17 protein-coding genes are annotated in these 26,042 nt (G+C 45.4%); 11 read left to right on the top strand and 6 right to left on the bottom strand.

Going from position 1 to position 26,042, the window contains the following annotated elements:
• Window positions 1–116: 116 nt before the first annotated feature.
• Window positions 117–1,769 (bottom strand): S41 family peptidase, encoded by a 1,653-nt coding sequence (locus GVN20_RS24060; RefSeq protein ID WP_166560797.1) that lies wholly within the window; start codon window positions 1,767–1,769, stop codon window positions 117–119.
• Between the two features lie 413 nt (window positions 1,770–2,182).
• On the opposite strand from GVN20_RS24060, the gene GVN20_RS24055 reads away from it, so the two are divergent.
• A complete protein-coding gene (locus GVN20_RS24055; protein ID WP_166560796.1) occupies window positions 2,183–2,605 on the top strand; it encodes a carboxypeptidase-like regulatory domain-containing protein in 423 nt (140 codons plus the stop codon).
• 140 nt (window positions 2,606–2,745) lie between these two features.
• Window positions 2,746–3,255: a hypothetical protein gene (locus GVN20_RS24050; protein WP_166560795.1), complete on the top strand. Its 510-nt coding sequence runs from the start codon at window positions 2,746–2,748 to the stop codon at window positions 3,253–3,255.
• A 307-nt stretch (window positions 3,256–3,562) separates the two neighbouring features.
• Here GVN20_RS24050 and GVN20_RS24045 read toward each other — a convergent pair whose 3' ends face one another.
• Window positions 3,563–4,456 (bottom strand): OmpA family protein, encoded by an 894-nt coding sequence (locus GVN20_RS24045; RefSeq protein WP_114460880.1) that lies wholly within the window; start codon window positions 4,454–4,456, stop codon window positions 3,563–3,565.
• Between the two features lie 219 nt (window positions 4,457–4,675).
• Here GVN20_RS24045 and GVN20_RS24040 point away from each other — a divergent pair, with 219 nt between their 5' ends.
• From GVN20_RS24040 to GVN20_RS24020, 5 genes are all read left to right on the top strand, one after another.
• On the top strand, window positions 4,676–6,094 hold the full coding sequence (locus tag GVN20_RS24040; RefSeq protein ID WP_229599177.1) for a cytochrome P450: 1,419 nt from the start codon (window positions 4,676–4,678) through the stop codon (window positions 6,092–6,094).
• Window positions 6,095–6,240: 146 nt separating this feature from the next.
• Window positions 6,241–7,224, top strand: a complete 984-nt coding sequence (locus tag GVN20_RS24035) for a pyruvate dehydrogenase complex E1 component subunit beta (RefSeq protein WP_166560794.1) — start codon at window positions 6,241–6,243, stop codon at window positions 7,222–7,224.
• Window positions 7,225–7,410: 186 nt separating this feature from the next.
• On the top strand, window positions 7,411–8,148 hold the full coding sequence (locus tag GVN20_RS24030) for a hypothetical protein (protein ID WP_166560793.1): 738 nt from the start codon (window positions 7,411–7,413) through the stop codon (window positions 8,146–8,148).
• A 67-nt stretch (window positions 8,149–8,215) separates the two neighbouring features.
• Window positions 8,216–12,988, top strand: a complete 4,773-nt coding sequence (locus tag GVN20_RS24025) for a translocation/assembly module TamB domain-containing protein (RefSeq protein ID WP_166560792.1) — start codon at window positions 8,216–8,218, stop codon at window positions 12,986–12,988.
• Window positions 12,989–13,035: 47 nt separating this feature from the next.
• Window positions 13,036–15,333 (top strand): BamA/TamA family outer membrane protein, encoded by a 2,298-nt coding sequence (locus GVN20_RS24020; RefSeq protein ID WP_229599176.1) that lies wholly within the window; start codon window positions 13,036–13,038, stop codon window positions 15,331–15,333.
• 65 nt (window positions 15,334–15,398) lie between these two features.
• Here the strand turns inward: GVN20_RS24020 and purQ are convergent, their stop codons facing one another.
• Complete coding sequence (gene purQ / locus GVN20_RS24015) at window positions 15,399–16,085, bottom strand: phosphoribosylformylglycinamidine synthase subunit PurQ (protein ID WP_166560790.1); 687 nt, start codon at window positions 16,083–16,085, stop codon at window positions 15,399–15,401.
• A gap of 277 nt (window positions 16,086–16,362) precedes the next feature.
• Between purQ and GVN20_RS24010 the strand changes: the two genes are divergently transcribed.
• Window positions 16,363–17,076 (top strand): MBL fold metallo-hydrolase, encoded by a 714-nt coding sequence (locus tag GVN20_RS24010; RefSeq protein ID WP_166560789.1) that lies wholly within the window; start codon window positions 16,363–16,365, stop codon window positions 17,074–17,076.
• Window positions 17,077–17,190: 114 nt separating this feature from the next.
• Here the strand turns inward: GVN20_RS24010 and GVN20_RS24005 are convergent, their stop codons facing one another.
• Window positions 17,191–19,107, bottom strand: coding sequence for a M14 family metallopeptidase (locus GVN20_RS24005; RefSeq protein ID WP_166560788.1), 1,917 nt, complete (start codon window positions 19,105–19,107; stop codon window positions 17,191–17,193).
• 276 nt (window positions 19,108–19,383) lie between these two features.
• Here GVN20_RS24005 and GVN20_RS24000 point away from each other — a divergent pair, with 276 nt between their 5' ends.
• Complete coding sequence (locus GVN20_RS24000) at window positions 19,384–20,589, top strand: DUF6600 domain-containing protein (RefSeq protein ID WP_166560787.1); 1,206 nt, start codon at window positions 19,384–19,386, stop codon at window positions 20,587–20,589.
• Between the two features lie 60 nt (window positions 20,590–20,649).
• Here the strand turns inward: GVN20_RS24000 and GVN20_RS23995 are convergent, their stop codons facing one another.
• Together GVN20_RS23995 and GVN20_RS23990 are read right to left on the bottom strand one after the other, a co-directional pair.
• Window positions 20,650–21,399 (bottom strand): LytTR family DNA-binding domain-containing protein, encoded by a 750-nt coding sequence (locus GVN20_RS23995; protein WP_166560786.1) that lies wholly within the window; start codon window positions 21,397–21,399, stop codon window positions 20,650–20,652.
• Window positions 21,389–22,501 (bottom strand): sensor histidine kinase, encoded by a 1,113-nt coding sequence (locus GVN20_RS23990; protein ID WP_166560785.1) that lies wholly within the window; start codon window positions 22,499–22,501, stop codon window positions 21,389–21,391. The genes GVN20_RS23995 and GVN20_RS23990 overlap by 11 nt, the downstream gene beginning before the upstream one ends.
• A 335-nt stretch (window positions 22,502–22,836) precedes the next feature.
• Between GVN20_RS23990 and GVN20_RS23985 the strand changes: the two genes are divergently transcribed.
• On the top strand, window positions 22,837–25,383 hold the full coding sequence (locus tag GVN20_RS23985) for a TonB-dependent receptor domain-containing protein (protein ID WP_166560784.1): 2,547 nt from the start codon (window positions 22,837–22,839) through the stop codon (window positions 25,381–25,383).
• 62 nt (window positions 25,384–25,445) lie between these two features.
• A partial coding sequence (locus GVN20_RS23980; protein ID WP_229599175.1) for an FAD:protein FMN transferase occupies window positions 25,446–26,042 on the top strand: 597 nt, incomplete at its 3' end.

Below are 26,042 nucleotides of genomic sequence, written 5' to 3'. Positions count from 1 at the left end.
TAGCATTTTTTGGAAATAAAAAAGGCAGCTATCGCTCCAAACGATAGCTGCCTTTTTTGGTGGAAGGGCAGATGCAACTAGAGCCGCAACTAGAGGGCAGACGGCGAGGCCTGCCCCTACTTCGTGCCTTTCAAAATTTTGTCGTAGCGGGGCATATCTTTGAATAAATCCAAGGCGGCTTTTACTTCGGGGTCGGTACGGAACACAAACTCACGCTCCCCTTTTTGAAGATATACGTGCGAAACAATTTCGCGCTCCAATACCTGCTTAATGTCTTTTTTGAACATCGCTAAATCGGTGTCTTTGCTGTGCGTAAGTTTGGTTTTGAGGGCTTTGAATTGCTCCTGAACCGCATCAAAATATTTTTCTTTCTTGGCCGATGCTTCCAACTCGCTCAGGTCTTTTTCTACCTGCGTAGTATAATCGTATTCTTTATCCTTCAGCCAATTCACAAATCCTTGATAGTCGGCATCACTTAATTCAAACTCCTTGGCGGGCTTGACGGTCGGATGGTCGGCGCGGTACTTGAGTGCGTAGTCAAAGAACAACCCTTTGCTGTTGAGGCTATTAACGATAGACGTGCGGCTGACCAACTCCGTCGGAACGTCGGGTTCTACGCCACCGCCGTCGTATACGGTGCGTCCGTTGCGGGTTTTAAACGCTACTTTGAGAGAATCAGGAATTTTACCCACGCTGCCGTCGTCGTTGCGGTGGCTGTAATCAATCGCCTGAATGCAACGGCCGCTCGGAATGTAGTACTTGGCAACGGTTACTTTTAGTTTGGTGTTGTAAGATAAATCGCGGGTGGTTTGGACCAATCCTTTACCGTACGTACGCTGTCCAATCAACACCCCACGGTCATAATCCTGAATCACGCCCGACACAATCTCGGAGGCAGAAGCACTGCGGCCATTGACCAACACCACCAACGGAATCTCGGTATCGACGGGGGCCATCGGCGCGGTGTAGGTTTTGTTCCATTCTGTTACTTTACCACGGTTCGAAACTACTTCTGCATCTTTTGGTATAAATAAATTACAAATCAATACCGCTTGGTCAAGCAATCCGCCGGGGTTTTCGCGCACGTCGAGCACCAGTTTTTTCATGCCTTTTCCTTTCAACTCTACCAAGGCAGTTTTGACTTCCCGGGCGGCGGTTTGGTTAAAATCTTTCAAGTCAATGTAGCCCACTTCGTCGTTCAACATGCCGTAATAAGGTACATTGCCCGTTTTAACAAATTCGCGGGTTACGTTCATTTCGAGCAGTGAAGGGCTTCCTACGCGGCGTACGGCCAATTTTACGGTTGAGTTGGCCTGACCTTTCATCAATTTGTCGGGGTTGGCATCTTTGCGGGTGGTGAGATCTACCCCGTCAATTTTTACGATTTCATCCCCGATGTGAAGCCCCGCTTTTTCGGCAGGAGAACCTTCCAGAATGGAGTAAATGATGTTTTTGCCTTTATTGGTCGTAATGATGGCGCCGATGCCCGTGTACTGGCCCGTGGTCATGGTACGATAATCTTCGATTTCGTCTTCGGCGTAAAAGTTGGTGTAAGGGTCCAAATTTTTGAGCATGGATTCGATGCTCATCTTGGTTAGGCGATTGGGGTTGATTTCGTCTACATAATAACGATTCAACTCCTTAAACAGCGTGGCGTAAATGTCGAGGTTACGAGCGATTTCAAAAAAACGTTCGTCGGGGCGAAAGGCAAAGAATCCTACGCCAATCATACAAACGGCGGCTAAGGTGAGTTTGCGGAGGTGTTTCATGGTTGGGATGAATCGTAAGAAAAGTTGATGGCAGGTCGTCTCTAAATCTTGTGTTGTAAAGTAACGAAAAACAACGATGAAGTTATGTATTTCTACTAAAAAAAGGAGCGATGTCCCGAAAGACACCGCTCGCTAAAAAAATCATTTATAGCCGTTTTTTTGAAACTCACCCCTCTGGGCAGAGCAAGAATGGTGATTTTTGATCTATGTTTTCAGCAAATGAGCCTATTGTATTCTTCTCAATGGCTAATGACTTTGGGTGGCTGGTGAGATATGTTTGGTAAGCGGTTTTTTGCTGGTATCCGTGAAAATTACCAGAATTCCGGTATTGTTCTTTTCGCTAGGCTCTCCGTTATTTGTATTTTTAACAGCCTAATACCAACGCCGCTTATCCATCCCGAAATAACATAAAAATGAGAAAGTTACTGAAACCCTTGCTTTATGGAGGAGTAGTAATGCTGCTGACGGAAGGCTGCTTTTCCAGCCCCTTTAAAAGCCGACAAACTACCGTCTTTGGTACGGTTACCGATAATGATACCAAATTGCCCGTGGACAGTGTGCAAGTTATGATTACTGGGGAAAAAGGAGTAGTTGCTTCTAGTGCTGATGAACTGAAGATAATTTATACTGACAAACAAGGCTATTACTCTACTACGATTGATGTTCCTAATGGTTATCATAAAATAACTGTACTAAATAGGTATTTTGATAAATTAAAGTACACTTTAAAATACAGGGGCTATTTTTCTTACAAAGATAGTAATCGAGTAAATTATTGCTGTCCCGTAGAAATCGGTTCAAAAACCCAGTACGACTTTATGATGCTTCCCAAATAAATCTACGCTAAACCTGTATTCAAAGAACACTGCACACAACGGTGGAAAAATAACAAGATTCGGTATCAAAATAGGTATGCCATTCACTTTTTCATTTGGTGCAAGTATTGGAGTTAGAGCAACATGTACACCTAAGAAAGATGACTTATAGAATTGAAATTAGCAAATTCGACATAAAAGCTTCACAAGTTATGACGTGGGCTTTCACACTATTGTTGTTATTAGCATCTACAGGTATAGTTTTTTCTTCGTTTACCCTAAATGGATTTTATGTTATTCTTTTAATACTATTTATTACCACGATAATAAATTATGCAAGTGCCAAAATGTGGAATATTTGGTATGAGAATGGCTTTATAATTATGCAAAATCTTTATAGTACTAAAAAAGTAGAAGTTAGCCAATTCGGAAAAATTGAAATGACAAGTGTATTTAACAATGGCTATACTCTTGACATGAAGAACGGCGAGAAATACCAATTTAAAATTACGCCCACAGAAGATTTAAAATTATTTTTCAAGAGCGACCCACAATTTTATGCCAAGCAAATGACAGAACGATTAAATGAAATAAAGTCCCAGTTTCCCCCCCGTTGGTCGTATATTGCAACTACGACAAAGAATAAAGAGAGTGTTTACCGCTTTTGGTGATGTTCTCGCCGCCAATCACTATATTTTTTATAAATCACTAAAAATCAAATAGTTGTATATTTCCGCCCTTGGTGGTGTTTTCACCGCCAACCTCTTTTAGTGATACAATTGCTTTGTAATCAGATACTTGCGTATATATTGACGTCGTTTCCAGTTTTGCCAAACCTTCTAAAATAGACTATAAAAGCTATCCATATCAATTTTATCTTTACTCTATCTAACACTTGAGTTATGTATTTCTACCAAAAAAAGGAGCGATGCCCCGAAAGACACCGCTCCTTTTCTGAAATTTATTCTTAACGAATGCTTATTTGCCTGACTCAAACAATTGGAAGAATTGATCCAATTTTGGCAAAATAACGATTTCGGTACGACGGTTACGGCTGCGGTTTTGGCTGCTGTCGTTTGCTACTTTAGGCACAAACTCGCCACGGCCGCCAGCGGTCATGCGCTCAGGAGCTACACCGTATTTTTTCTGGAGGGCGCGTACTACCGAGGTAGCGCGTTTTGCGCTCAAATCCCAGTTGTCTTCCAATACAGAAGCGCTGCTGTACGGTACGCTATCGGTGTGGCCTTCTACCAAGATGTCAAAATCTTTGCGGTCGTTTACGACTTTAGCAATTTTGCTCAACACGTTTTCAGCTTGGGTGGTGATATCGTAGCTGCCGTATTTGAACAACATTTTGTCGGAAAGAGAGATATAAACCACTCCTTTTTTCACTTCGATGTTTACGTCTTCGTCGCTCACATTGTCCAATGAACGCTTGAGGTTCATCACAAGGGCCAAGTTAAGAGAGTCCTTACGGCGCAGATTTGAGTTCAAATCTTGGATGTAAGAGCTCTGACGGTTGAGGGCATCCAATGATTTTTTGATGCTTTCGGCGCCATCTTTGCTGACGATAGAGAGGTCAGAAAGGCGATCCAATAAGTTGGTGTTTGTACGCTTCAAGTAAGCCAACTCATCTTCCATCGCTTTCAATTTGGCCCGCTCGTTGGTGATGTCACCATCTTTCATCTTGATTTGATTGCTCAAATCGCTGATGTCATTTTTAAGTTTTGCACTAAGTGCGTCACAATCAGCCTTATTCTTGTCAAGAAGAGCCTGAAGTTCAGCTTTATCTTTGGTCAGTTGAGCTAATTGTTTTTTGTTACAAGATGCAAATAATAATACCGACAGGGAAAATAAAATAATCTTTCTCATTGATTATGAGGTTTGAGGTGAATGGTTAAATTTAAGGTTAGAAATTAACAACGGTGTTGTCTTTAATTAAATACATAAACACTTTTTTTGTTTTTTTTACTTGACATAAAATAACACTTTTTAGGAAAAGTTCAAAAAAACGTCACAAAGATAGGCAAGGGAAATGATATATCAGAAGGATATATAAATATACTTTGCGCTACAATCATGCGTACTATTATGATGAATTACTCTAAATCGGCACTAAGTACTATCCCCGAAGCTAAAAAAAGTCCCTTTTTGGGAAATACATCGGCATTTGTGCGCAACCCTTTAGGCTTTCTTGAAAAAATGCAAAAAGATTTTAGAGGGGCAGGTTTAGTGAGACTAAATTTAGTGAACCGTGATTTTGTCTTAGTGCTGAACCCAGAAGATACCAAGCATGTATTGCAAGAAAACAACCGCAATTACCATAAAAGCGAAGCGTATAAAGTATTGGCCATATTTTTGGGCAATGGTTTGTTGACCAGCGAAGGAGATTTTTGGCGACGCCAACGTAAACTGACTCAGCCTGCTTTCTACAAACAGCGTCTGGCGTTGATGGTGGCAATGATGAACGATGAAGTGACGAGCTTGGTGCAGCGTTGGGAACGACACGAGAAGACCGAACCCCTGAATATGTCGGAAGAAATGCTCAACCTGACCCTGAAAATTGTGACCCAAGCGCTGTTTAGTACCGACGTGAAACACCGCTTGGGCGGTATTTCGGAATCGCTCAACGAGATTATGCACTTTGCCGACAACACCCTCAAGAGTTTTATTCGCCTTCCTCTGTATTTCCCCACACCGCGAAACTTGCGCTTTAAGCAGGCTGTAAAAAAAGTAGAATCGGTTATTTACAGTATTATCGAAGGCCGCCGCGAAGAACTAAAACACAACCCCGAGGTTCGGTACGACGATTTGCTGGATATGTTGATTCATACGCAAGACGAGGAAACGGGGGAGACCATGACCGACCGGCAGTTGAGGGATGAAGTAACGACGATTTTTATGGCAGGCCACGAAACCACCGCCAATGCCCTGTCTTGGGCATTTTATTTACTGACAAAAAACGAGGATGTTCTCTATAAACTTCGGGAAGAAGTAAAAACGGTATTGGGCGAAGAAAGAATGCCGACGTTTGAAACTGTGCGCGAACTGAAATATACCCTTCAAGTGGTGCAAGAAGTGATGCGCCTGTATCCGCCCGCGTGGGTAATGGGGCGAAGGGCGTTGGGGGCAGATCAATTGAGCGGTCATCCCATTGCACCCAATACCTACCTGCTGCTGCCGATTTATTTGCTTCACCGCGACCCGTTGCATTGGCAAAAGCCCCACGAATTTTACCCCGACCATTTTTTGCCCGAAAACACCAAGAATCGCCCCACCTATGCCTACATTCCCTTTGGAGGCGGCCCCAGAATGTGCATTGGCAATAATTTTGCCTTGATGGAAATGCAGATTGTGTTAGCCTTGTTGGTGCGCAAGTTTGATTTTTCGCTCGTTGAGAGAAAGGATGCCGTGCCCGACCCATTGGTTACCTTACGACCTAAAAAAGCCTTAAAAATGCATATAAAGGTACTTAATGACTTGAAAGTTAGTAAGAAAACCTTGAAATAATTGGCGAATAATGAAGCTTGGCGGAGCCTGCCAGCGTGCGCAAACGAATTTCGCGCAGAGGAGGAAAGGTTTATGAGTCGATTTTACAAAAAATTCCTATTTTTACGGCCGTTTTCAACCCAAATTTGAATTTTACATCATATACAATGAGACAAATACTTTTCCGTGAAGCCTTGCGTGAGGCCCTTTCTGAAGAAATGCGCCGCGACCCGAGCGTGTTTTTGATGGGTGAAGAAGTCGCCGAATATAACGGAGCCTACAAAGTAAGTCAAGGAATGCTTGATGAATTCGGACCTGAGCGGGTCATTGATACGCCAATTGCCGAATTGGGTTTTGCTGGGATTGGCGTGGGAGCTGGAATGAACGGCTTACGTCCCGTCGTGGAATTTATGACGTTCAACTTTTCGTTGGTTGCCATCGACCAAGTGATTAACTCCGCCGCTAAAATTCTTTCGATGTCGGCTGGTCAATACAGCTGTCCGATTGTGTTTCGCGGTCCTACCGGCAACGCGGGTCAGTTGGGAGCGCAACACTCTCAAAATTTTGAAAACTGGTACGCCAATACGCCTGGATTGAAAGTGGTTGTTCCGGCCAATCCTTACGATGCAAAAGGGCTGCTGAAAGCGTCTATCCGCGACAATGACCCCGTTATTTTTATGGAGTCAGAGTTGATGTACGGAGATAAGGGAGAAGTGCCCGAAGAAGAGTACATAATCCCGTTGGGCAAAGCGGAAGTGAAAAAAGAAGGTACGGACGTGACCATTGTATCGTTTGGGAAGATGATTCCGCGCGTGGTAAACCCTGCCATTGAAGAATTGGCAAAAATGGGCATCAACGCCGAACTCGTTGACCTTCGCACGGTGCGCCCGATTGATTATGATACGGTTATTAATTCGGTAAAAAAGACAAATCGGTGCGTGGTGGTTGAAGAAGCTTGGCCGTTGTCATCTATTGCTACTGAATTAACCTACATGATTCAACGCAAAGCATTCGATTATTTGGATGCCCCCGTGATTCGGGTCAACAACATGGACGTATCATTGCCATACGCACCTACGCTGGTAGAAGCAACCTTGCCAAGCGTTAAGCGTACCATCGATGCCGTGAAGGCGGTTATGTACCGTAGCTAAGACTAAAAAACTGTTAAATGTCAGGAGTGAAAGGGGACAAACTCATTCTTCCGACGTTCAATTTTTTATTTTTTTAAGGCTCCTTTCGAGGAGCTTTTTTTGTTTGGCATGATTTTTTTAATAAAATTCCTATCATAAAACTGCTATTTTTGGAGTTATTCAATCGACTAATCAATTTTTCATACAATGAAACGATTCATAAAAACTTTTCTGATTGTAATGTTGGCCCAAGCGGGGCTGAATGCCCAAACGGGTGCCGTTCCCGTCGATACAATCTTTAATAATTTCTACCGTGCTACGGGAGGAAAAGCCCTTTGGGATGCAGTACAAACATACACCATCAAACAGGCCTATCGGGCAGGAACGGCCAATGATTATGACTTAGTAATACAGGGGGCGTTGCCTCAACAGGCTTTGTCTAAAATCCGTACCATCATGAAACGTGATTTTATTTACGGAATCAAAGGAGCGGATGGATGGGTGAAAATCCCCATCGGCAGCCGCGACAAAGTCACGCAGTTTCAAACGAGCGATTTGAGCGAAAAAGAACGCGAAAATATGCGCCGCGAGCTAGGCGATTTGTTGGCACCTTTTAGCAATTATACCCAAAAAGGCTACATCGCTACGGTTGTAGGCACGGAGCAAATAAACGGGAAACCCGCCTACCAAGTAGAAATGGAAGGAAAAGGAGTGAAATATAACTTGTATTTTGACGTAGCTACGAGCTTATTGGTTCGGGAAAAGCTAACGCTGCCCACCCGCGAGGTGCAAACCCGCGACCATACCCAGTATGCCAAGTCTACCTACGGAATTTCGTACCCTTCGGAGTCTACCTATGTAAGTAGTATTGATAAAAAGCCCGTAAAAGTCACAACCATCATGGAGTTCAATCCAACCATTTCAGATAATACATTTGCAAGATAAAAGAGAGAAAGAACAGTTTCAATGATTAAACACCGTACCACCCGCGTGGTAGCATCGCCATACCGGTTTGAGAAAAGTAGGCAAAATAGTTCTTCTGGTCTTCATTGGGTTGTTATTGGTTTTGGGAACGGCCATCGTTTGGCTGCAAACAGGGTCGGGACAAGACTGGCTTACGCGTCGTGTGGTATCGTATCTGCGCCAAAAACTTCAGACCCGCGTTGAAATCGCGCAGGTACGTTTTCAATTGCCCGACTGGATAGAATTACAAAATGTTTATCTGGAAGATAAACAGCGGGATACCCTGCTGATGGGCAAAAGGGTATTTGTGGACTTGGATGTGTGGGGGTTGATGCAAAATAAAGTGGGTATAAATAACATTGAACTAGAAAATGTTTATCTCAATGTTCGTCGTACTTTACCCGATACTACTTTCAATTTCGATTTCGTTACGCAGGCATTTAGTAGTCCAGATACCCAGCCCGATACCGCGTCAACACCGTTGGATATGCGTTTGGATGCCATCAAACTCAAAAATGTAAGAGTATCGTACCGCGATGCCATCATCGGAACTGACGCCGCTCTGTGGATTGAAGAATCAAACGTAAATTTTTCGGCTTTTAACCCTTCTTATAATCGGTATCATTTGACCAACACGGTCTTGAACGAGGGCAAAGCTACGGTGAGAATGTACGCCCCGCTTCGGCCTGCAAAACCAAGTACAGATAGTTTGGCAACAGTCAATTCCGCCGATTCTTTGGATTTTAAATTGGGAAAAATTCAGCTTAAGAATTACGAAATTACCTACAACGACGAGACCCAGAAGCTGAAAGCAAGCGGTAAAATTGGGCAGTTGGATTTGGAAAGTGACTACATTCATTTGGATAAACTGGCGCTCTCGCTCAAAAAAATAGGTGTACAAAATACAAACTTGGCCTACCAAACCGAGAGCCTGAATGTAGACATAAGCCAATTTAATACGCAGCTAGAAAATTTTGTCTTTACCCCCGAACGTACCGCAGGGAAGTTGAAATCGGCAAGTATGGTGGAGAAAAGAGGCTTTGTGTTGCGTCAGGTACAAACCGATTTTGTCTACTCAAACACTCAAACATCACTTGAAAATCTGTTTATCCAAACCAACGAAACCATTCTTCGGAATCGGGCCGTTTTAAGTTATCGTTCGTTGGATGAATTGACCAATAATATTGGCAATGTAGGCGTAGATGTCAACCTAAAAAACAGCCAAATCAGTTTTAAAGATGTGTTGACTTGGATGCCCACCCTCCGAAAAACGCCACCTTTTGACCGCAATCCAACGGCCATTGTCAAGGTAAATGGAATAGTAACGGGCAAGGTCAATAAATTAACCCTGAAGGCCGTCGACGTACAGACCCTGCAAGGAACTCATCTGCGTATGGAGGGGAAAATTGCGGGATTGCCCGACCCGCAAAAAATGGCATTGGATTTGAAAGTTGACGAATTGTCTACTACTCGGGCTGATATTGAACGTATTGCGCCCAAAGATGCCTTGCCAGCTTCTATCGAAATTCCTACGAAACTGCTGCTAACGGGTACCGTGAAAGGCAGCCTGAATGACCTTAATCTAAACACCCGTTTGGCCTCCGATATGGGCGACGCGACGTTTGAAGGGAATCTGAAGAATTTTGTCAGGGGCAGAAACGAAGCCTATCAAGGAACTCTGGTTTTAAAAGATTTTAACGCAGGAAAATGGCTAAAGCAACCCCCAGAGCAACTCGGGAAACTTTCGTTGACGGCAACCGTTAATGGGCAGGGGATTGACCCAAAAACGTTGCAGGCGGAGCTGAAAGGCACGGTTTTGAGCGCGGATGTCAAAGGGTATACCTACCAAAATCTGAATCTTGAAGGCACGTATCGTCAGCAGGTAGCCGATTTTGTCGCCGCCATTGCCGATCCTAACGCTACCTTACGTCTCAATGTACAAGCTGATTTGCGGTCCGAATATCCAGTGATATCGGCGGAAGCGGACATTGACGAATTACGACTCAAGCCCCTCAATCTGTACAGTGAAAACCTCGGGATTCGTGGGAAAATAAACGCTGTTTTTCCTTCTACCAACCCCGCCGACCCGCGCGGTACGTTGCTGATTCAGGACGGGGTGTTGATTCAGGATGGGAAAGAAATTCCTTTGCAAACCCTGTCGTTGAACCTCGAAAATGAAAATGGCGAACGATTGGCGGTCATTGATGCACCTTTCCTCAAAGCCCGCGCTACGGGGGTGTTTCGGTACGAGCAACTTGCCGATATTTTGTTGACCGAAATCAATCGGTACTTTGCCCTGCCCGAGATTCAATACAAGCCCATCACCGAGCCATATCGGTTCTCTTTAGAAGGTAAAATGGCCAACCATGCCGCCCTGAAGGCATTTGTGCCTGAATTGACGCGGATGGACACGGTACGGTTTTCGATGCAATTAAACAGTCAACAGGATACTACTCTGCGGCTGAAACTACAAGCACCGCTGGTAGAATATGACAGTACGTTGGTAGAAAGGGTAACTATTAACGTAGACGGGGCCAACAATAAAGCAAATTATGCAGCTTATGTGGATAAAGTGACGTCGGGAACGACCAACATTCGACGCACGTATCTAAATGGCGAAATCGCCAACAATATCGTTGGGTTTAACTTGGTGCTCAAAGATTCGTTGGATAAAGACCGCCACGGAATGGAGGGAGTACTGGCTTCGATTGAAAATAATTATCGCCTGCAATTACGGCGGCGGGGGCTGTTGCTTGATTATAAAAATTGGACGGCCGATTCCACGGGTTACGTTCAGTTTGGAAAAGAGGGACTATTAGCCCGGAAATTTACCATCACCCAGAATCGGCAGCGATTTTTTGTGAATAGCCTGACCGATACCCCCAATGGCCCACTGAGAATCGAAATGGATAGCCTTAATTTACGCCCGTTAGTGGGTATTATGGCCGATTCTACGCTCATGGGTGGGGTACTAGCAGGTAACGTTATTTTGCAGAATTATACGCAAGAAAACCCTGCGTTTACGGGCGATTTTTCCATTCGTGATTTGACGGTGATGGATATTCTCATCGGTAATCTGAATGCCAAAGCCGCCAATCAGTCGGCTGATAATATTGTGGCCGAAGCCACCCTCAAAAGTGCCCAAAACGATGTGCAGCTGAGTGGAAATTATTTACTCAAAAGTAAAACACCCCTGAATTTAACATTGAACATTCGTCGGATGGGAATGCAGACCGTTGAAGCCTTTAGCCTTGGGGAATTGCGGCGTACGCGTGGTTCGCTGGCGGGCAAAGCGACCATCAAAGGGGCAATTGACAAACCTCAGATTGATGGCAGTGTTGCGTTTGACAGTGTGTCGTTTAATGTAACCCAGCTGGGGGCTACGTACCGTATCAACAACAGCCGTTTGCAGTTTAAAGGGTCAGATATCTTATTGCAAAAATTTGTCGTAAGCGATACCGCCAACCGCCCGTTGCAGATTGACGGTAAAATCAACATTGCTAAAATTCCTGATGTTTCGTACGATCTAAATATCGTCGGAAAAGATTTTACGGTGCTTAACGCTACTCGGAAAGAAAATGAGTTTTTCTACGGAAAAGGAATCGTGGACGCCAACCTGCACGTGGCGGGGGTGGGTTCAAAACCAGCCATTGACGGTTCAGTAAAACTCAAAGAAGGAAGTGATATTACAGTTATTTTGCCCGACGATAATTTTGGAGAAAATGCTACGGAAGGCATTGTTGAATTTATAAATCCCAACAAACCCGTCGTGGTGGATTCGAGCACTATCGAAGCAGCCCCCATTGATTTTGCCTCTGAAATCTCGCTCAACCTCGAAGCTGACGACCGCTCACAACTCACCATTGTGGTGGATGAACTCAACGGCGATAACCTAAAAGTAAGGGGTAATGCTCAGCTCAATGCGGGAATTTCGCCAAGTGGTCAGGTCTTTATTCTAGGTTTGTACGAAATAACCCAAGGCTCCTATGACCTTACGTTTGAGATTCTGAAACGCGGTTTTACCATTCAAAAAGGAAGCCGTTTGATTTGGACTGGCGACCCGATGAAAGCCGACGTAGACATCACGGCGGTGTATCCCGTTACGGCTGAATTGACGCCGATTGTTCCGAATGATGCAGATTATAAAAACAAAAAACTTCCGCTTCAGGTATTGCTCAAAATGCAGGGAAGTTTGGAGAAACCCCAAATTACTTTTGATATTCGGCCCGATAAAACGAGAATGTCGGCAGATGAAGTTTCGAGAATAGAAAACGATGGGGTGTTTGGTGAACTTCAGCAAAACCAAGCGGCCATGAACAAACAAGTGTTTTCGTTGTTGGTGCTGAATAAATTTTCGGGAGAGCAGTCATCCGATTTCTTTTCGAGTGTGAATCCGGAGCTGATTGCCCGCGAAAGTGTGAGTAAACTGCTGACCGACCAACTCAATATGTTGGCTTCTGATTTGATTAAAGGCGTAAAATTGGATTTCAATCTCAATTCTACCTCCGTTTCGACCACCACAGGCACTGCCGCCCAAACTGACCTGAATGTGGGTTTGAGCAAAGCCTTTATGGATGACCGCCTCACGGTCAATGTAGGCCGTAATTTTGAAATCGAAGGCGGCGCACGAGCGGCTCGTTCCACCGAAATCATTGACAATGTAAACGTAAATTATAACCTGACCCGGGATGGACGCTATGCTTTTCGGGCCTACCGAAAAAACCAGTATCAGGCGGTATTGGAAGGGTTTATTGTAGAAACGGGCGTGAGTTTTGCGGTAGTGTTAGATTACGACAAATTGAAAGAAATGTTTAAAAAATGACGTTTAGATTTAGCTGTATACTTCTCGTACTCCTGTCCAGTTTTTTTATGGGCTGTTCGGTCTCGCGCTATCTGCCGCCCAACGAGAGCCTGTACGTGGGAGCGGAGGTAAAGATGGCGCCCGATTCCAACGTGTCGGCCAAGACGGCTAAAACGGTTAAAGCCGAGCTTGAACCCATCCTGCGGCCCCAACCCAACAGCATGTTGTTGGGATTTCCCTATAAAGTTTGGTTGTATTATTTTCTGGGAGAGCCCAAAAAAGAAAAGAGTTTCAGGGGGTGGTTTCGGAAACGTTTTGGAGAATCGCCCGTTTTTGCTAGCAAGCGGGCGGTTACGACCAACAGCGCGGTGATTACGAATTATTTAAATAACGAAGGCTATTTTCGTTCGACGGCTTCGGGAGAAATGACCGAAACCAAACGCCGAGCCAAGGCCGTTTATACGGTGGGGTTAAGAAAACGGTATACCATTAAAACGGTTGAATTTATCACCAAAGACAGTTCTGTATTCTCTAAAAATCTGCAATTGACCCAAAAAAATACGCTTTTGAAAGAAGGTGCTCCTTATCGTTTGCCGGTCATCGAAGAAGAGCGCAATCGCATTGAGCGTGAACTAAAAAAACACGGATTTTACTATTTTCGCCCCGATTATCTGATTGTAAAAGCCGATACAAATCTAAATAATCACCAGACGCGTTTGTATGTAGAGTTAAAGCCTAATACGACGCAGTTAGCACTGAAAAGGTATTTTATTCAAAATATTTACGTCATTTCAGACAATGGACGCTTGAAGACCGATACGCTGGCTGAGGTGACCGGACGACGTGGCAATATTAGGATTATCGACCCCGCTCACGCCTACCGCCCACGCATTTTTTATGATGCCATTGGATTTCGGAAGGGAACGCTCTACAGCAGCGAACTGCACGATGTGTCGCTCTCGCGGCTGATTAACCTCAAAAATTTTAAGTTTGTCAAAAACCAATTTGAATTGCTACCCCGTTCAGATTCGGCCTTGTTGGATGTGTACTATTACCTCACTCCCCTGAAAAAGAAAACCCTCCGCGCCGAACTCAGCGGGGTGACTAAATCCAATAACTTGGCAGGGGCGCAGGTGGGGTTGACTTGGCTCAATCGGAATCTTTTTCGGGCGGCCGAGCAGCTTCGTATTACCGCCAATGCGGGTTTAGATTTGCAGATAGGAGGTCGAACTGATACCGCTTCCAAAGTAAGGGATTTCTACCGTACGAGTGTTGAGGCTGAGCTATCGTTTCCACGATTTGTATTACCGTTTTATAAAGTACGGCCCGATAAAAACCAAACATTACCCAAAACCACCCTGACAACGGGTTTTGAACAGTTAACCCAGCAGGGGCTTTATCGTCAAACTTCCATTAAATTAAACTGGGGGTATAGTTGGCGAAAAAATACCCAGATCGAGCACACTTTTTTACCGATTGCCCTCAACGTGGTAAAACCAAAGATCATTGATGGTGAAGCATTTTTAAATCTTATTATTGACCCCCTCACTAAACCACAAGACTTACTGCGTTATTTTAAAATTCTGGAAGACCGCCTTATTTTAGGAGCTCAGTACAACATTGCCTACACACCTACCCCAAAGCCGTTGAGCAAAAATACGTTTGTCGTAACGGGCGGGGTTGATTTGGCGGGGAATGTTGCAGGATTGATTGCCAAACGCCGTGAGGAAGTGGGGCAGGTGTTCGGCATTCCGTACGAACAATACGCCCGTTTTGATGCGGAAGTTCGTCATTATCGAAATGTCAGTCCTAAGCTCCGCTGGGCAAATCGCCTTTTGATTGGGCTGGGTATTCCGCACGGAAACTCCTTGTCGTTGCCGCAATTTAAGCAGTATTTTGCGGGTGGAACCAACGGAATACGGGCGTTTCGGGCGCGAACGCTGGGCCCAGGAAGTTATAAATTAGACACGGCTACCACCAATATTTTCGGAAATGTGGCCTTCGGCGATATTCGTTTGGAGGCAAACAGTGAGCTGCGTTTGCGAATCAGTGAGTATTTTGAAGGCGCGATGTTTGCCGACGCAGGCAATATCTGGATGTACCGCAATTACGATGATTCGTTTTATACGCCCGAAGAAAATGCGGTGTTTACCAACCAATTTTACAAACAGGTAGCCGTGGGTGGAGGAATCGGGCTACGGATTATTACCCCTTTTGTGCTCTTACGCCTCGACTTGGCAGTACCGTTTCGAAAGCCGTGGCTTCCCGAAAACGAGCGGTGGGTACTCAATCAATTTGATTTACGAAGCAAACCTTGGCGAAAAGAAAATTTAGTTTTTAACATTGCCGTTGGTTATTCTTTCTGATACTTTCCAAACAAAAAGCGCGGATGTGAGCCACATCCGCGCTTTTTGTTTGGAAAAAAATAGGTTTATGCCGTTACGGCCAAAAGTTGTTCTAGTATAAAACGCCCATCGGTGTTGCCTAAGGCAGGGTCGGAGGCGCGCTCGGGGTGGGGCATCATTCCGAATACATTTTTACCCGCGTTGGTTACACCCGCGATATTTTCTAAGCTACCGTTGGGATTGGCGGCTTCGGTGATGAGACCGTTTTCGTCGCAATAACGGAACAATACTTGGTCGTTGTCGTTGAGGCTTTTGAGGGTATCTTCGTCGGCAAAATAACGTCCGTCGCCGTGGGCAATCGGAATTTTATAGGCGGTGCGGTCCAAGCCGCCCGTCAAAATCGTGGATTTGCTTTGTGGGTTCAAGTAAATATTGCGGCAGATGTAGCGTTGAGAGCTATTGCGTAACAATACCCCTGGGACCAACCCTGCTTCGGCTACAATCTGAAAACCGTTGCAGATACCCATGACGTACCCGCCGCGATTGGCGTGGGCGATGACCTCATTCATGATGGGAGAAAAACGGGCAATAGCGCCAGTGCGCAAATAATCGCCGTAGGAAAAACCTCCGGGAAGAATCACAAAATCACAGCCTTGAAGGTCGTGGTCTTTGTGCCAAAGTTTTACCACTTCTTGGCCTAAATTGACCCGTAATGTATAGACAGTATCATCGTCGCAATTGGAACCGGGAAAAACTACTACGCCGAATTTCATAGATATAGGAAGTATTGAGCGGATGTTTGATTGACTTACCGCTGCAAAGTTAGGGTTTTAGAGGCGGTATTGGTAACAAAACTTCAGCTAACTTTAAAGAAAACAAAAATTGCCCCCTAAAAATCGAATCATAAACGGGCGTAAAATCCAATAAATTTCGGCACAATCCGCCCCGTGGAGGTGTAACATTTGTACAAACATTTGCGGGTTATTGTGGATATTTTTTTGAATGCGGTAAAATATCCCAATTCGGGTCTTTGTTAACAAAATAGTATCTATGCAAATTTTGAAAAATCTTTTTCAGGTAAGTGGAGACCTCAACGGACTTACGTTTGACCAACCTGGAGCGTTATGGAATGATGGAAACGCATACGTGCTAAAAACACCGCAGGGGTTAATCCTTTTTGACTGTGGGTGTGGCGAAACCATCGAGCAACTCTTCGACAATATGCGCTATTGGGGCCTGGCGCCCGAGGAAATCCAGTATTGCCTCTTGACTCACGCGCATCTGGACCACGCTGGAGGGGCGCATATCCTCAAAAAAAGAGGCGTAAAAATCATGGCCGTGGCCGAAACTGCCGAGGCCATTGCGACGGGCGATGAACGCTGTTGTGGCTATTTATATCATAAAACCTTTCAGCCCGTTATGGTAGACCAAGTTCTGGTGGATAAGCAACGACGTAATCTATTGGGTATAGAAATAGAGGTAATGCACTTGCCTGGCCACAGCATGGGTTGCACAGCTTACCTGTTTACGTGGGAACAAAAACGAGTCGTCATCAGTGGAGATGTAATTGGCACCTTGTTGAGTGGCGATTTTGGGTGGAGTGGCTCCATTGATTTCGACAAAAAAATCTATACGGCTTCTTTACGCCGGTTTGCCAAAATAGAGACCGATATTATGTTGCCAGGCCACGGCATGGTTTATTTTCACAAGCCCCGTCGGCGTGTGGAAGAAGTGCTTAATGCGGCCTTGATGCAATGGCGATAAAAAATGGTTGTCGAATCCATTTTTGAGAAACTCGACAACCATTTTTTGGATAGATTTTCCCCGTTCTCCGCTGATTCTTGTCTATCAATTTGCTTTGGAGAAATGAGGATTTTGCTAATTCCCCAGAACGATTTCTTTCTCTTTGTAACCGCCTCGGGTGGAAGAAAGCTTCACTTTTGCCTTGATGGGGCCTTTTTGGTTGAGTTTTACTTTAAAAACGGCTTCTTTTTGTTCGCCAACTTTGGTGTAGCCACTGTAAATCGTTTTGTCAAACAAGGCGGGTTGCGTGATTTTTACCTTAGCCTCTTCGTAGCCTTTGAGTAATGTCTTGTCAAAGTCCAGCGTAACGCGGTCTTCCTGCACTATTTTAACCAATTTGGCCTGTTCCAGCGCAACAGGCAGCTTTCCTGCATTGCTCCACGTTACTTTTATCTCGTATTCATCATTGGTTAACGCTTTCACGCTCACGTCTTTCAGGTCAATTTGGGGCAATTCTTTAGCCATTGCCAAATTGAATTTGGACTGTTTGGAAATCCAATTTTCTAGCTGCCACGCGGGGCCATTTTGCGCAAAAAATTTAGGGTGAAATCCGCCGATTTCTACTTCGCCCAATTCTGGGTGCATGAGTTTTGTCCAGGGTTTGAAGCCATTCTTTTTGTTGGCTTCATCGTCCCACATGAGGCCGTCGTACTCATCGTAAGCACCATCTTTGTTGTAATCTTTCATGGCACCACCATTCCAAAGTTCATCACCGTACCATACCGAGCCGTAATAGAAATAGCCGAAGTCGGGACCGTGGCCAAACAAAGGTTGGGGTTTGGTGGGGTCGCCAGTTGTACGGTCGGTTTTGTTGCGGGTGGCATAGGTATCATACACATCGCCCGCCCAAGGATAACCCGTAAAAGCCAATCCCAGGCTGTCCATGTGTTTATAAATCGCCAAATCGGCGGGGAACATACTCTCGTCGCTTTTGGAAGTCGAGGGCGGGCGCAGGTGCATCGGCACGCGTGTATCCATCGAGTTGACCACCGAGATGTTAGGATGAGCCAACAGCCACAAAACCGTGGAGCGTGTTTCAATTTCACTCAACGGGTACTCGCCCGCCCCACCCTGCGTGTAGCCGCGCCCCGTGAGGTCGCCGCCTTGGTCGGGTCGCCAGTTTTCGGGATAATTGCGGTGGTTGTCTAAGCCGCCGATGCCGTCTTCGTTGTATTTTCCGTCGCCGTCGTTGTCAATACCTTCGGTGTAGACCAGCCAATCGCCCTTGCCTTCCAGGACGCGTTTCATCAAGCGTCCCGACGGGTCGCGGGGGTCGAGAGTATAATCGGCTTTTTCTTTTTCGGATTTGGTAACGGCTTTTTTTCGGATTTGATAAATCACCCCGTCGCCATCGAGGTCTTCCTCGGGGTCTTCGTCGAGCAGGCCGTCGCGGTCATCGTCTTTGGGCCGTACAGTGCTTCGGTTGCGTTGCGCCGTAAAAAGATACATCGTAGACCCGTCGGGGTTATTTTCGGGGCGCAGATAAATAGATTTAGTGTCAACGAGTTGGGTAATAGACGCATCTTTACCGTAGTTTTCGAGCAAATGCTGCGTAAGCCAAAGAATGGCTTCGCTGCTCGTTACCTCGCCGCTATGTCGACCAGCCTCAAAATAAGCCGCGGGTTTGTCGGTATGTTTACCCGTTTTTTTGTTCGTAATGGTCATTTGCAGAATAGGCCGCCCTTCGTAGCTTTTAGCTACTTCGTAGAGGTCTACAATGTCAGGATACTGGGCGGCCCATTTTCGGTACCAGTGGTACATTACATCGGGTGAGTGATAAACGTCAAATGCCAGTTTATTGCTGGGTTGGTATTCCACATCTTTAAAATAATGTTTCTTAAAAAAGCTAACGCCGTGCCGCTCGCCTTTGACGGTGTAAAACTTATTGGCCGTGTCTTGTTCGGGCCATTTTTGCTCACCGTAATAGGGCTTCTGGGCGGCAGCATTTGCTAAGGTAAACAGCGAAAGAAGCAGTATAAAGGTTTTTTTCATAAGAAAAAGAATAGGAAAAAAGTGGAAAATACTATTTGGTTTTAAGGGGCTAATTTTCAGGCTGATATTACTAAAATTTATCTTCCGGGCGTAGTCTTGAATCGAGTAATTTTTTTAAAAAAAAAGGACATTGGTTAATGATTGTTAATCTGCGAGTTTAGGGCACCCCAATTGAAATAGAATTGGGGAAAATTTCGTTTCATTTGTAACCGAACTACGTCGCCGAAATGTACGCTACCGACCGAGGGAAGTTTCATTTTAACCAAAAGAAATGTCATGAAAAGAATCCATAAAATACACGCCGCTTGCCTGCTCTTTGTGCTGGCCATCGGGTTGACCATTCCGAGCAATGTTCTTGCCCAGCCCGGGGTGGGTATTTCGCGGCAGGACTTTTATAATGAACTCTCTCCCTACGGCGACTGGATGGACAACCCGTCGTATGGGCAGGTGTGGCGGCCGCGCGTATCGCAAGATTTTCAGCCTTATGCCACCGATGGCCACTGGGAAATGACCGAATACGGCAATACATGGGTTTCAGACTACGAATGGGGCTGGGCACCTTTCCACTACGGCCGCTGGCTGTTTGATGATTACTACGGCTGGATTTGGGTTCCAGGCGATGAGTGGGGGCCAGCGTGGGTATCTTGGCGCTCGGGTGGAGGCTATTACGGCTGGGCACCTTTGGGCCCTGGGATGGGAATAGATATAAATATTAACCTCAATATTCCGTATAACTATTGGGTCTTTGTACCTGATATTTACATTAGAAGCCCGCGCGTGTATAGTTATTGCGTACCACGCAACCGAATCGGGGTGATTTATGGTGGAACATCTTATCTCAACAATTATTATCGCTACAACAACCGAGCCTATGTATATGGGCCACAACGATATGATATTGAGCGCATAACGCGCAACCGTGTCAATGTGTACCGCGCCGATGACCTTTATCGTCAGGGACGGGGCCGCAGTTATGTACGTGGCAACGGCAATAATCGCCAATATGACTCGCGGCCCAATTACAACGACCGAGGCCAATGGAACAACAACGACCGCCGAAACCAACCCCCGCGCTATGACGACCGGGTATCACGCAACGAACGTGATCGTTATGATAACAATAACCAAGGACGTGAACAGCGGCCGAACTATTCGCAACCGCGCCAAGATGATAGACCGTATACAGCTCCGGAGCGAGGCAATGCCCAACGGACTTGGTCGGACAACAACGGCGCAAATCAAAATCAACAGCCTCGGGCCAATAATCGGGAACAGGCCCCGCAGCGTTCGTACGAAAGTCGCGAAAATTTGCCCCAACGCAGAAACAATGATGCTCCCCAACCGCAGCAGCGCAGTGCGGAGCCTCGGCAGCAACCACAATCGCGAGGAAATCGTGAATCTGCCCCGCCAAGGGTACAGGAGCAGGGACAACGGAATGCGCCAGAGCACTCAAGTGAAGGCAGCGGAAGACGCAGAAATTAAGGACTGGTCGAAATAAGACTAAACAATAATGGACGTAAATCGGGGTATAGAAGCCCTGGTTTACGTCCATTTATTTAAGAACTGCGTGAAGGTATCTTTGTACTGGTCGCTGACGGGAATCGTAACGGTGCCGATCTGAATGTTGTTACGGGTCAGTGAAGTGATTTTATCCAACGAAACAATAAATGACCGGTGTACCCGCATAAACTTACGGGCGGGAAGTCGGTCTTCGAGGGCTTTGAGGCTGGTTAGTGATAAAACGGGCTTCGTGGTGCTTTGCAAATGGACTTTTACGTAATCTTTAAGCCCCTCGATGTACAGAATATCATTATAGGATACCCGTACCAACTGGTACTCCACTTTCAAAAACAGGGAGTCTTCTTCGGGTTCTGGCGCGGTAGTGGCAGGAGCTGTGGATGCAGGGCGATTGATTAATTCAAAGTAGGCTTTTGCTTTGGTGGCCGCCCGCAAAAATTCTTCGTAATTAAACGGTTTGAGCAGGTAATCCAAGGCATCTACTTTGTAACCTTCAAGGGCAAAATTGTTGAAAGCCGTCGTAAAAATGATGCGGGGACCAGCGCCCCCTTGTTGAGATTGCCCCAATACCCGTGCCAGTTCAATGCCCGTCAAATCAGGCATTTGAATGTCCAAAAATATTACATCTACCTGCTGATGATGCAACGCCTGCAAGGCTTCGATGGCGCTGGAATACTTTCCGACCAAATGCAAAAAAGGCGTTTTTTCAATGAAAACACTCACCAATCCAAGGGCGAGGGGTTCGTCATCAACGGCGATGCAGTTAAGCGTCATAATGCGCAGGGCTTAAAGTGGACGTTTGCTGTTTAAGGGGGGCAGTATGGAGGGTTAATTCTACCAAGTACTCATCGTTGGGGGTTTGTTCCGTAATAACCAAAGCATACCGATTAGGGTATAATAAATCAAGCCGGCGGCGCGTGTTGACCAAGCCTATTCCGTTACTCTCATCCAACGTAACCCTTTTTTCAGTAAAGAGCGTATTCCTCACTTCTACCCGTAGGGTTTGTTCGATTTGGGTCAAGCCAATAAAAATTTCGCTCGGACGCGTGGCGCTCACCCCGTGTTTAAAGGCATTTTCAAGAAAAGGTAAAAGGAGCATTGGCGCAATGGCTACGTCTTGATGCGCAGCGGGAAGGCTAAAAGTTACTTTGACTTTGTCGGTCAAACGGAGTTGCATCAATTGAATATAATCCTGCAAAAAAGCAATCTCCTGACTCAGGCGCACGGTGCCTTCTTTGGTTTCGTACAACACGTAGCGCATCATACGCGACAAACGGTGCAGGGCTTCTTGAGCTGATTCTACATCCATCATGGTGAGGGCGTAGATGTTGTTGAGGGTGTTGAAAAAGAAGTGAGGATTGATTTGTGCTTTCAAAAAAGAAAGCTCTGAAACTACCTTTTCGCGTTCTAACTGTTCACGAATTTGGGTATCCTTCTGCCATTTTTGCACAACCGTTAAACTGGTACTGACCCCGAGTGATAATAGCGAATACAAAAAGGTAAACATATCAAAACGATGCCCACGATTGGGATTAAAAGGACGATCTGGACGGATAGCTTTATGCCATAGTTCGGGCAAATTGAGCCAAGATTCTACCCCCTGAATGGTCCAGTAAATGATTATAACGGCCCCTACAATAGAAGTGATGTACCAAAGTGAGTGATTTTGAAACAATAAACGAGGCAGAAGAACCTTGGCATTGAGGTAGAAAGCACTCGCGAGCAATCCCAGCAAAATGCCCTGCTTTATCCAATACTCATCGGGCATCGTAAAACGCCCGCCAAAGGGTGGCATCATGACCAGCGCGGCCAACAATCCCCAGGCTAATACATGGATTACAAGAGTTATATTTTTTCTATTTGGGAGAAGTAACATAGTTGTATTTTTTTTATGTCGGTCGATAGGAATACAAATCGACTTTTTCAAAATGACAACAATCCTATTAAAACAATTTCATACTTCTTCTAGCAATCGCCAGTTTGCTCATTTTTACCGATAATTGAACATTTTTTATCTTTAAAGGTACCTATTCTACCTTGTTTACGCCCAAAAAGGCAACTCATCGGTCATTAATCGTCGCTTATCGGTATTATACGGGCGGTCGGTCTATTGTATTTTTTTGTGAATATAAGTCGACGTTACTTTGAATCATCAAAACGGGAAAATCCGTCATCAATATAAAAGAAACGCGACGACAAACAAATAAAAAAATGAAAACACTTATCACCTCCATTCTTTTTGCGTTAGGTATGACAGCCGCCTACGCTCAGTTTCCCGGTGGTCCCGGCGGTATGCAAGGCGGCGACGGAAACGGCCGCAACAGAAATACCGGTGCTATGCAAACCCCTACCTTGAACCTAGAAGGAACTGCTCCCAAAGGCAATTCAAAGATAACGGGTTTTGTGATTGATTCTGCCGCTACCCAAGCCGTTGAATTTGCCAATATCGCCCTTTACAGCAAAGCAACTGGCAAAGCCATCGACGGAACAATGGCCGATGAAAAAGGAAAGTTTACCCTTAAAAGCATTGCCGTTGGGGAATATAAGTTGATGATTTCTTTCATCGGATTTAAAGATAAAACGATTGACAACTTAAAAATTGCCAAAGGTCAAGACCTAGATTTGGGCGTCATCAAAATGAACCCCGATATCCAAACGCTTGACGAAGTGGTGGTAACGGGCGAAAAATCTCTCATTGAAGAAAAAGTAGACCGCTTGGTGTACAACGCCGACAAAGACCTTACAGCCCGGGGCGGTGATGCGGCTGATGTGCTCAAAAAAGTACCGATGTTGTCGGTAGATTTGGACGGGAACGTATCGCTTCGTGGTAGCCAGAATATTCGGGTATTGATTAACAATAAGCCTTCGACGATTGTAGCAAGTAGTATTGCTGACGCCTTAAAAATGATTCCTGCAGATTTGATTAAATCGGTGGAAGTAATTACTTCTCCTTCGGCCAAATACGATGCAGAAGGCTCGGCAGGGATTATCAACATCATCACTAAAAAATCAACGCTGCAAGGACTTACCCTCAGCGCAGATGCGGGAGTTGGTGCACGGGGCTCAAACCTTAGCCTCAACGGAAACTATCGCCAAGGAAAATTAGGAATTACACTTGGAGGTTTTGGACGGGCTTTCTACAACAAATCTGCTACTTCTTTAGATCAAACGATTCTGCAAAACGGCGCTTCGTTGTTGACTAAACAAACCTCTGACGCTTACGATAATGGACTCTTTGGCCGCTACAATATTGGCTTTGATTATGAATTAAGTAAAACACAATCATTGACCGCTGGCGTAAGTTTCGGAACCCGTAACATGGTTCGTTCGCAAGACATGACGAGCAACCTGTTTACTAACAGCGCGCTGACTTCCACCACGTATCGTGATGTGACTACCAAAGACTTATCCAACAACGTGGACATGAACCTTGACTATATCCGTACCTTTAAAGTGCCGGGTAGAGAGTGGTCTATCTCGACGCAGTACAGCCGCAACAACCTCACCAACAATTTCAATGCCGATTTGCTGAGTGAAAGCAGCGCTTTGTTGAGCCGTCAGAAAAACCTGAATGCCAACCTCAACCAAGAAGCCACGATTCAGACCGATTATCAGACGCCCATCAAGAAAAATCAAATGATTGAGTTTGGGGCCAAAACGATTATGCGTCAGGTAAACAGCGATTATAGCTACCAAGTAGCAGGGCCTACGGGTGCCTTTGCCGCCGACGCCCGCAACCCTGTTGGTAATTTGGATTACAGCCAAAGCATTGTGTCGGGGTACTTATCTTACACTTATTCAACCGCCAATAAATACACATTCAAGTTGGGGTCACGGTATGAGTACACCACCATTGATGCCAAAGACCAAATCGGTAAAATCTCGATTCCAAGCTACGGAACGCTCGTGCCAAGCATTAACGTATCCAAAACCATCAAAGCAGGAACAACGCTGAAAGCCGCTTACAACCGTCGTATCCAACGCCCAGGTTTGCAACAGTTGAACCCCAACTACAACGCCGCCAACCCGTTCAACATCAGCATCGGAAATCCAAACTTGAAGCCTGAAATGACCAATAACTTTGAGTTGAGCTTAAGCACTAGCATTAAGAAAACTTACTTAAATGCCTCGGTATTTAGCCGCTCTACCAACAACAGTATCATGCGCCTGAGCGCTCCTTCTGATACTTTGGCGGGTGCCATTATCACCACTTTCCAAAACATCGGTAAGCAACAAGTAATGGGTGCCAACGTATTTGCCAACGTGTATCTGACACCCAAGTGGACATTGAACGGTGGGGTAGATGTGTATTACAACTACCTCGAAGGAAAAGTACAAGGATTGGATGGTACTTCGATTAATACCAGCAACTCTGGAATCGTAATTGGCGGACGCTTGATGTCGAGCCTTGCGCTTAACAAAGGTTGGGCCATGCAACTACACGGCGGAATGCGCGGAAACCAAGTCACGCTTCAAGGGGTTCAGGGTAGCTTTTACATGTACTCATTTGGGGTAAAGAAAGACCTGAACAACAAAAAAGGAAGCATTGGTTTAGCTACCGAAAACTTCTTAGGTGGAATGAAAATGAAATCTACCTCAGTAACGCCGATATTGAACCAAACGATGGTCAACAATATCTACAACCAAAACATCAAATTGACATTCAGTTATAAAATTGGTAAAATGACTTTCGTCGCTCCTAAGAAAACCAAAGGTGTGAAAAACGACGACGTGAAAGAAGGTGGAGATAATAACTAAATTCTTCCTCTGACAATCCAAAATAAACAGCAATGAATGGATTAAAACTTGGGCTGGCTTCAATGGCAACTGTTGTAGCTGGCCCCTACCAAACAATCCCTGAAGTACAGGGATTGTTTGTTTCACACCTCGAAAATGTACTGGGAACGTCGTTTGATTTAAAAATTGTGGCTCGTTCCTATGCAGCTGCGCGGCAAACTGAAAAGGGTATTTTAGCAGAAATAGAGCGTCTGAACAACATTCTCAGCAGTTATCTGCCCACCAGCGAATTTAGCCGTTGGGGGATTTCTGCACCACAAACCACTTCGGTATCCGAAGATTTGTGGGCGGTTTTGAACGAATTTACCGAATGGCATCAGCAAACAGATGGCGCTCTCAATGCCGCCGCGGAGGTCATTAATCAACTCTGGCAAAAAGCTGCTCAAACGCAGACCCTTCCTTCCGAAGCAGAACGACTGAATGCGGTCTTAGCGGCCAATCAAACCCACTGGAATCTTGACCCCGTCCATCAAACTGCCACCCGGCTCAGCCAAGCCCCTTTGCGGTTGCATACGTTTGCCAAAAGTTATATTTTGGACCGTGCCGATTTCTATGGTTTATGCAAGCGTGTTTGTATAATTTTTGTCATATTTTTCCCCGCGTCGAACAACAGCATAAAT

The organism is Runella sp. CRIBMP (assembly GCF_009905605.1).
Classification (GTDB): domain Bacteria; phylum Bacteroidota; class Bacteroidia; order Cytophagales; family Spirosomataceae; genus Runella.
Note: the sequence above shows the minus strand (reverse complement) of the source record. Positions and strands in the feature narration are given on the sequence as shown.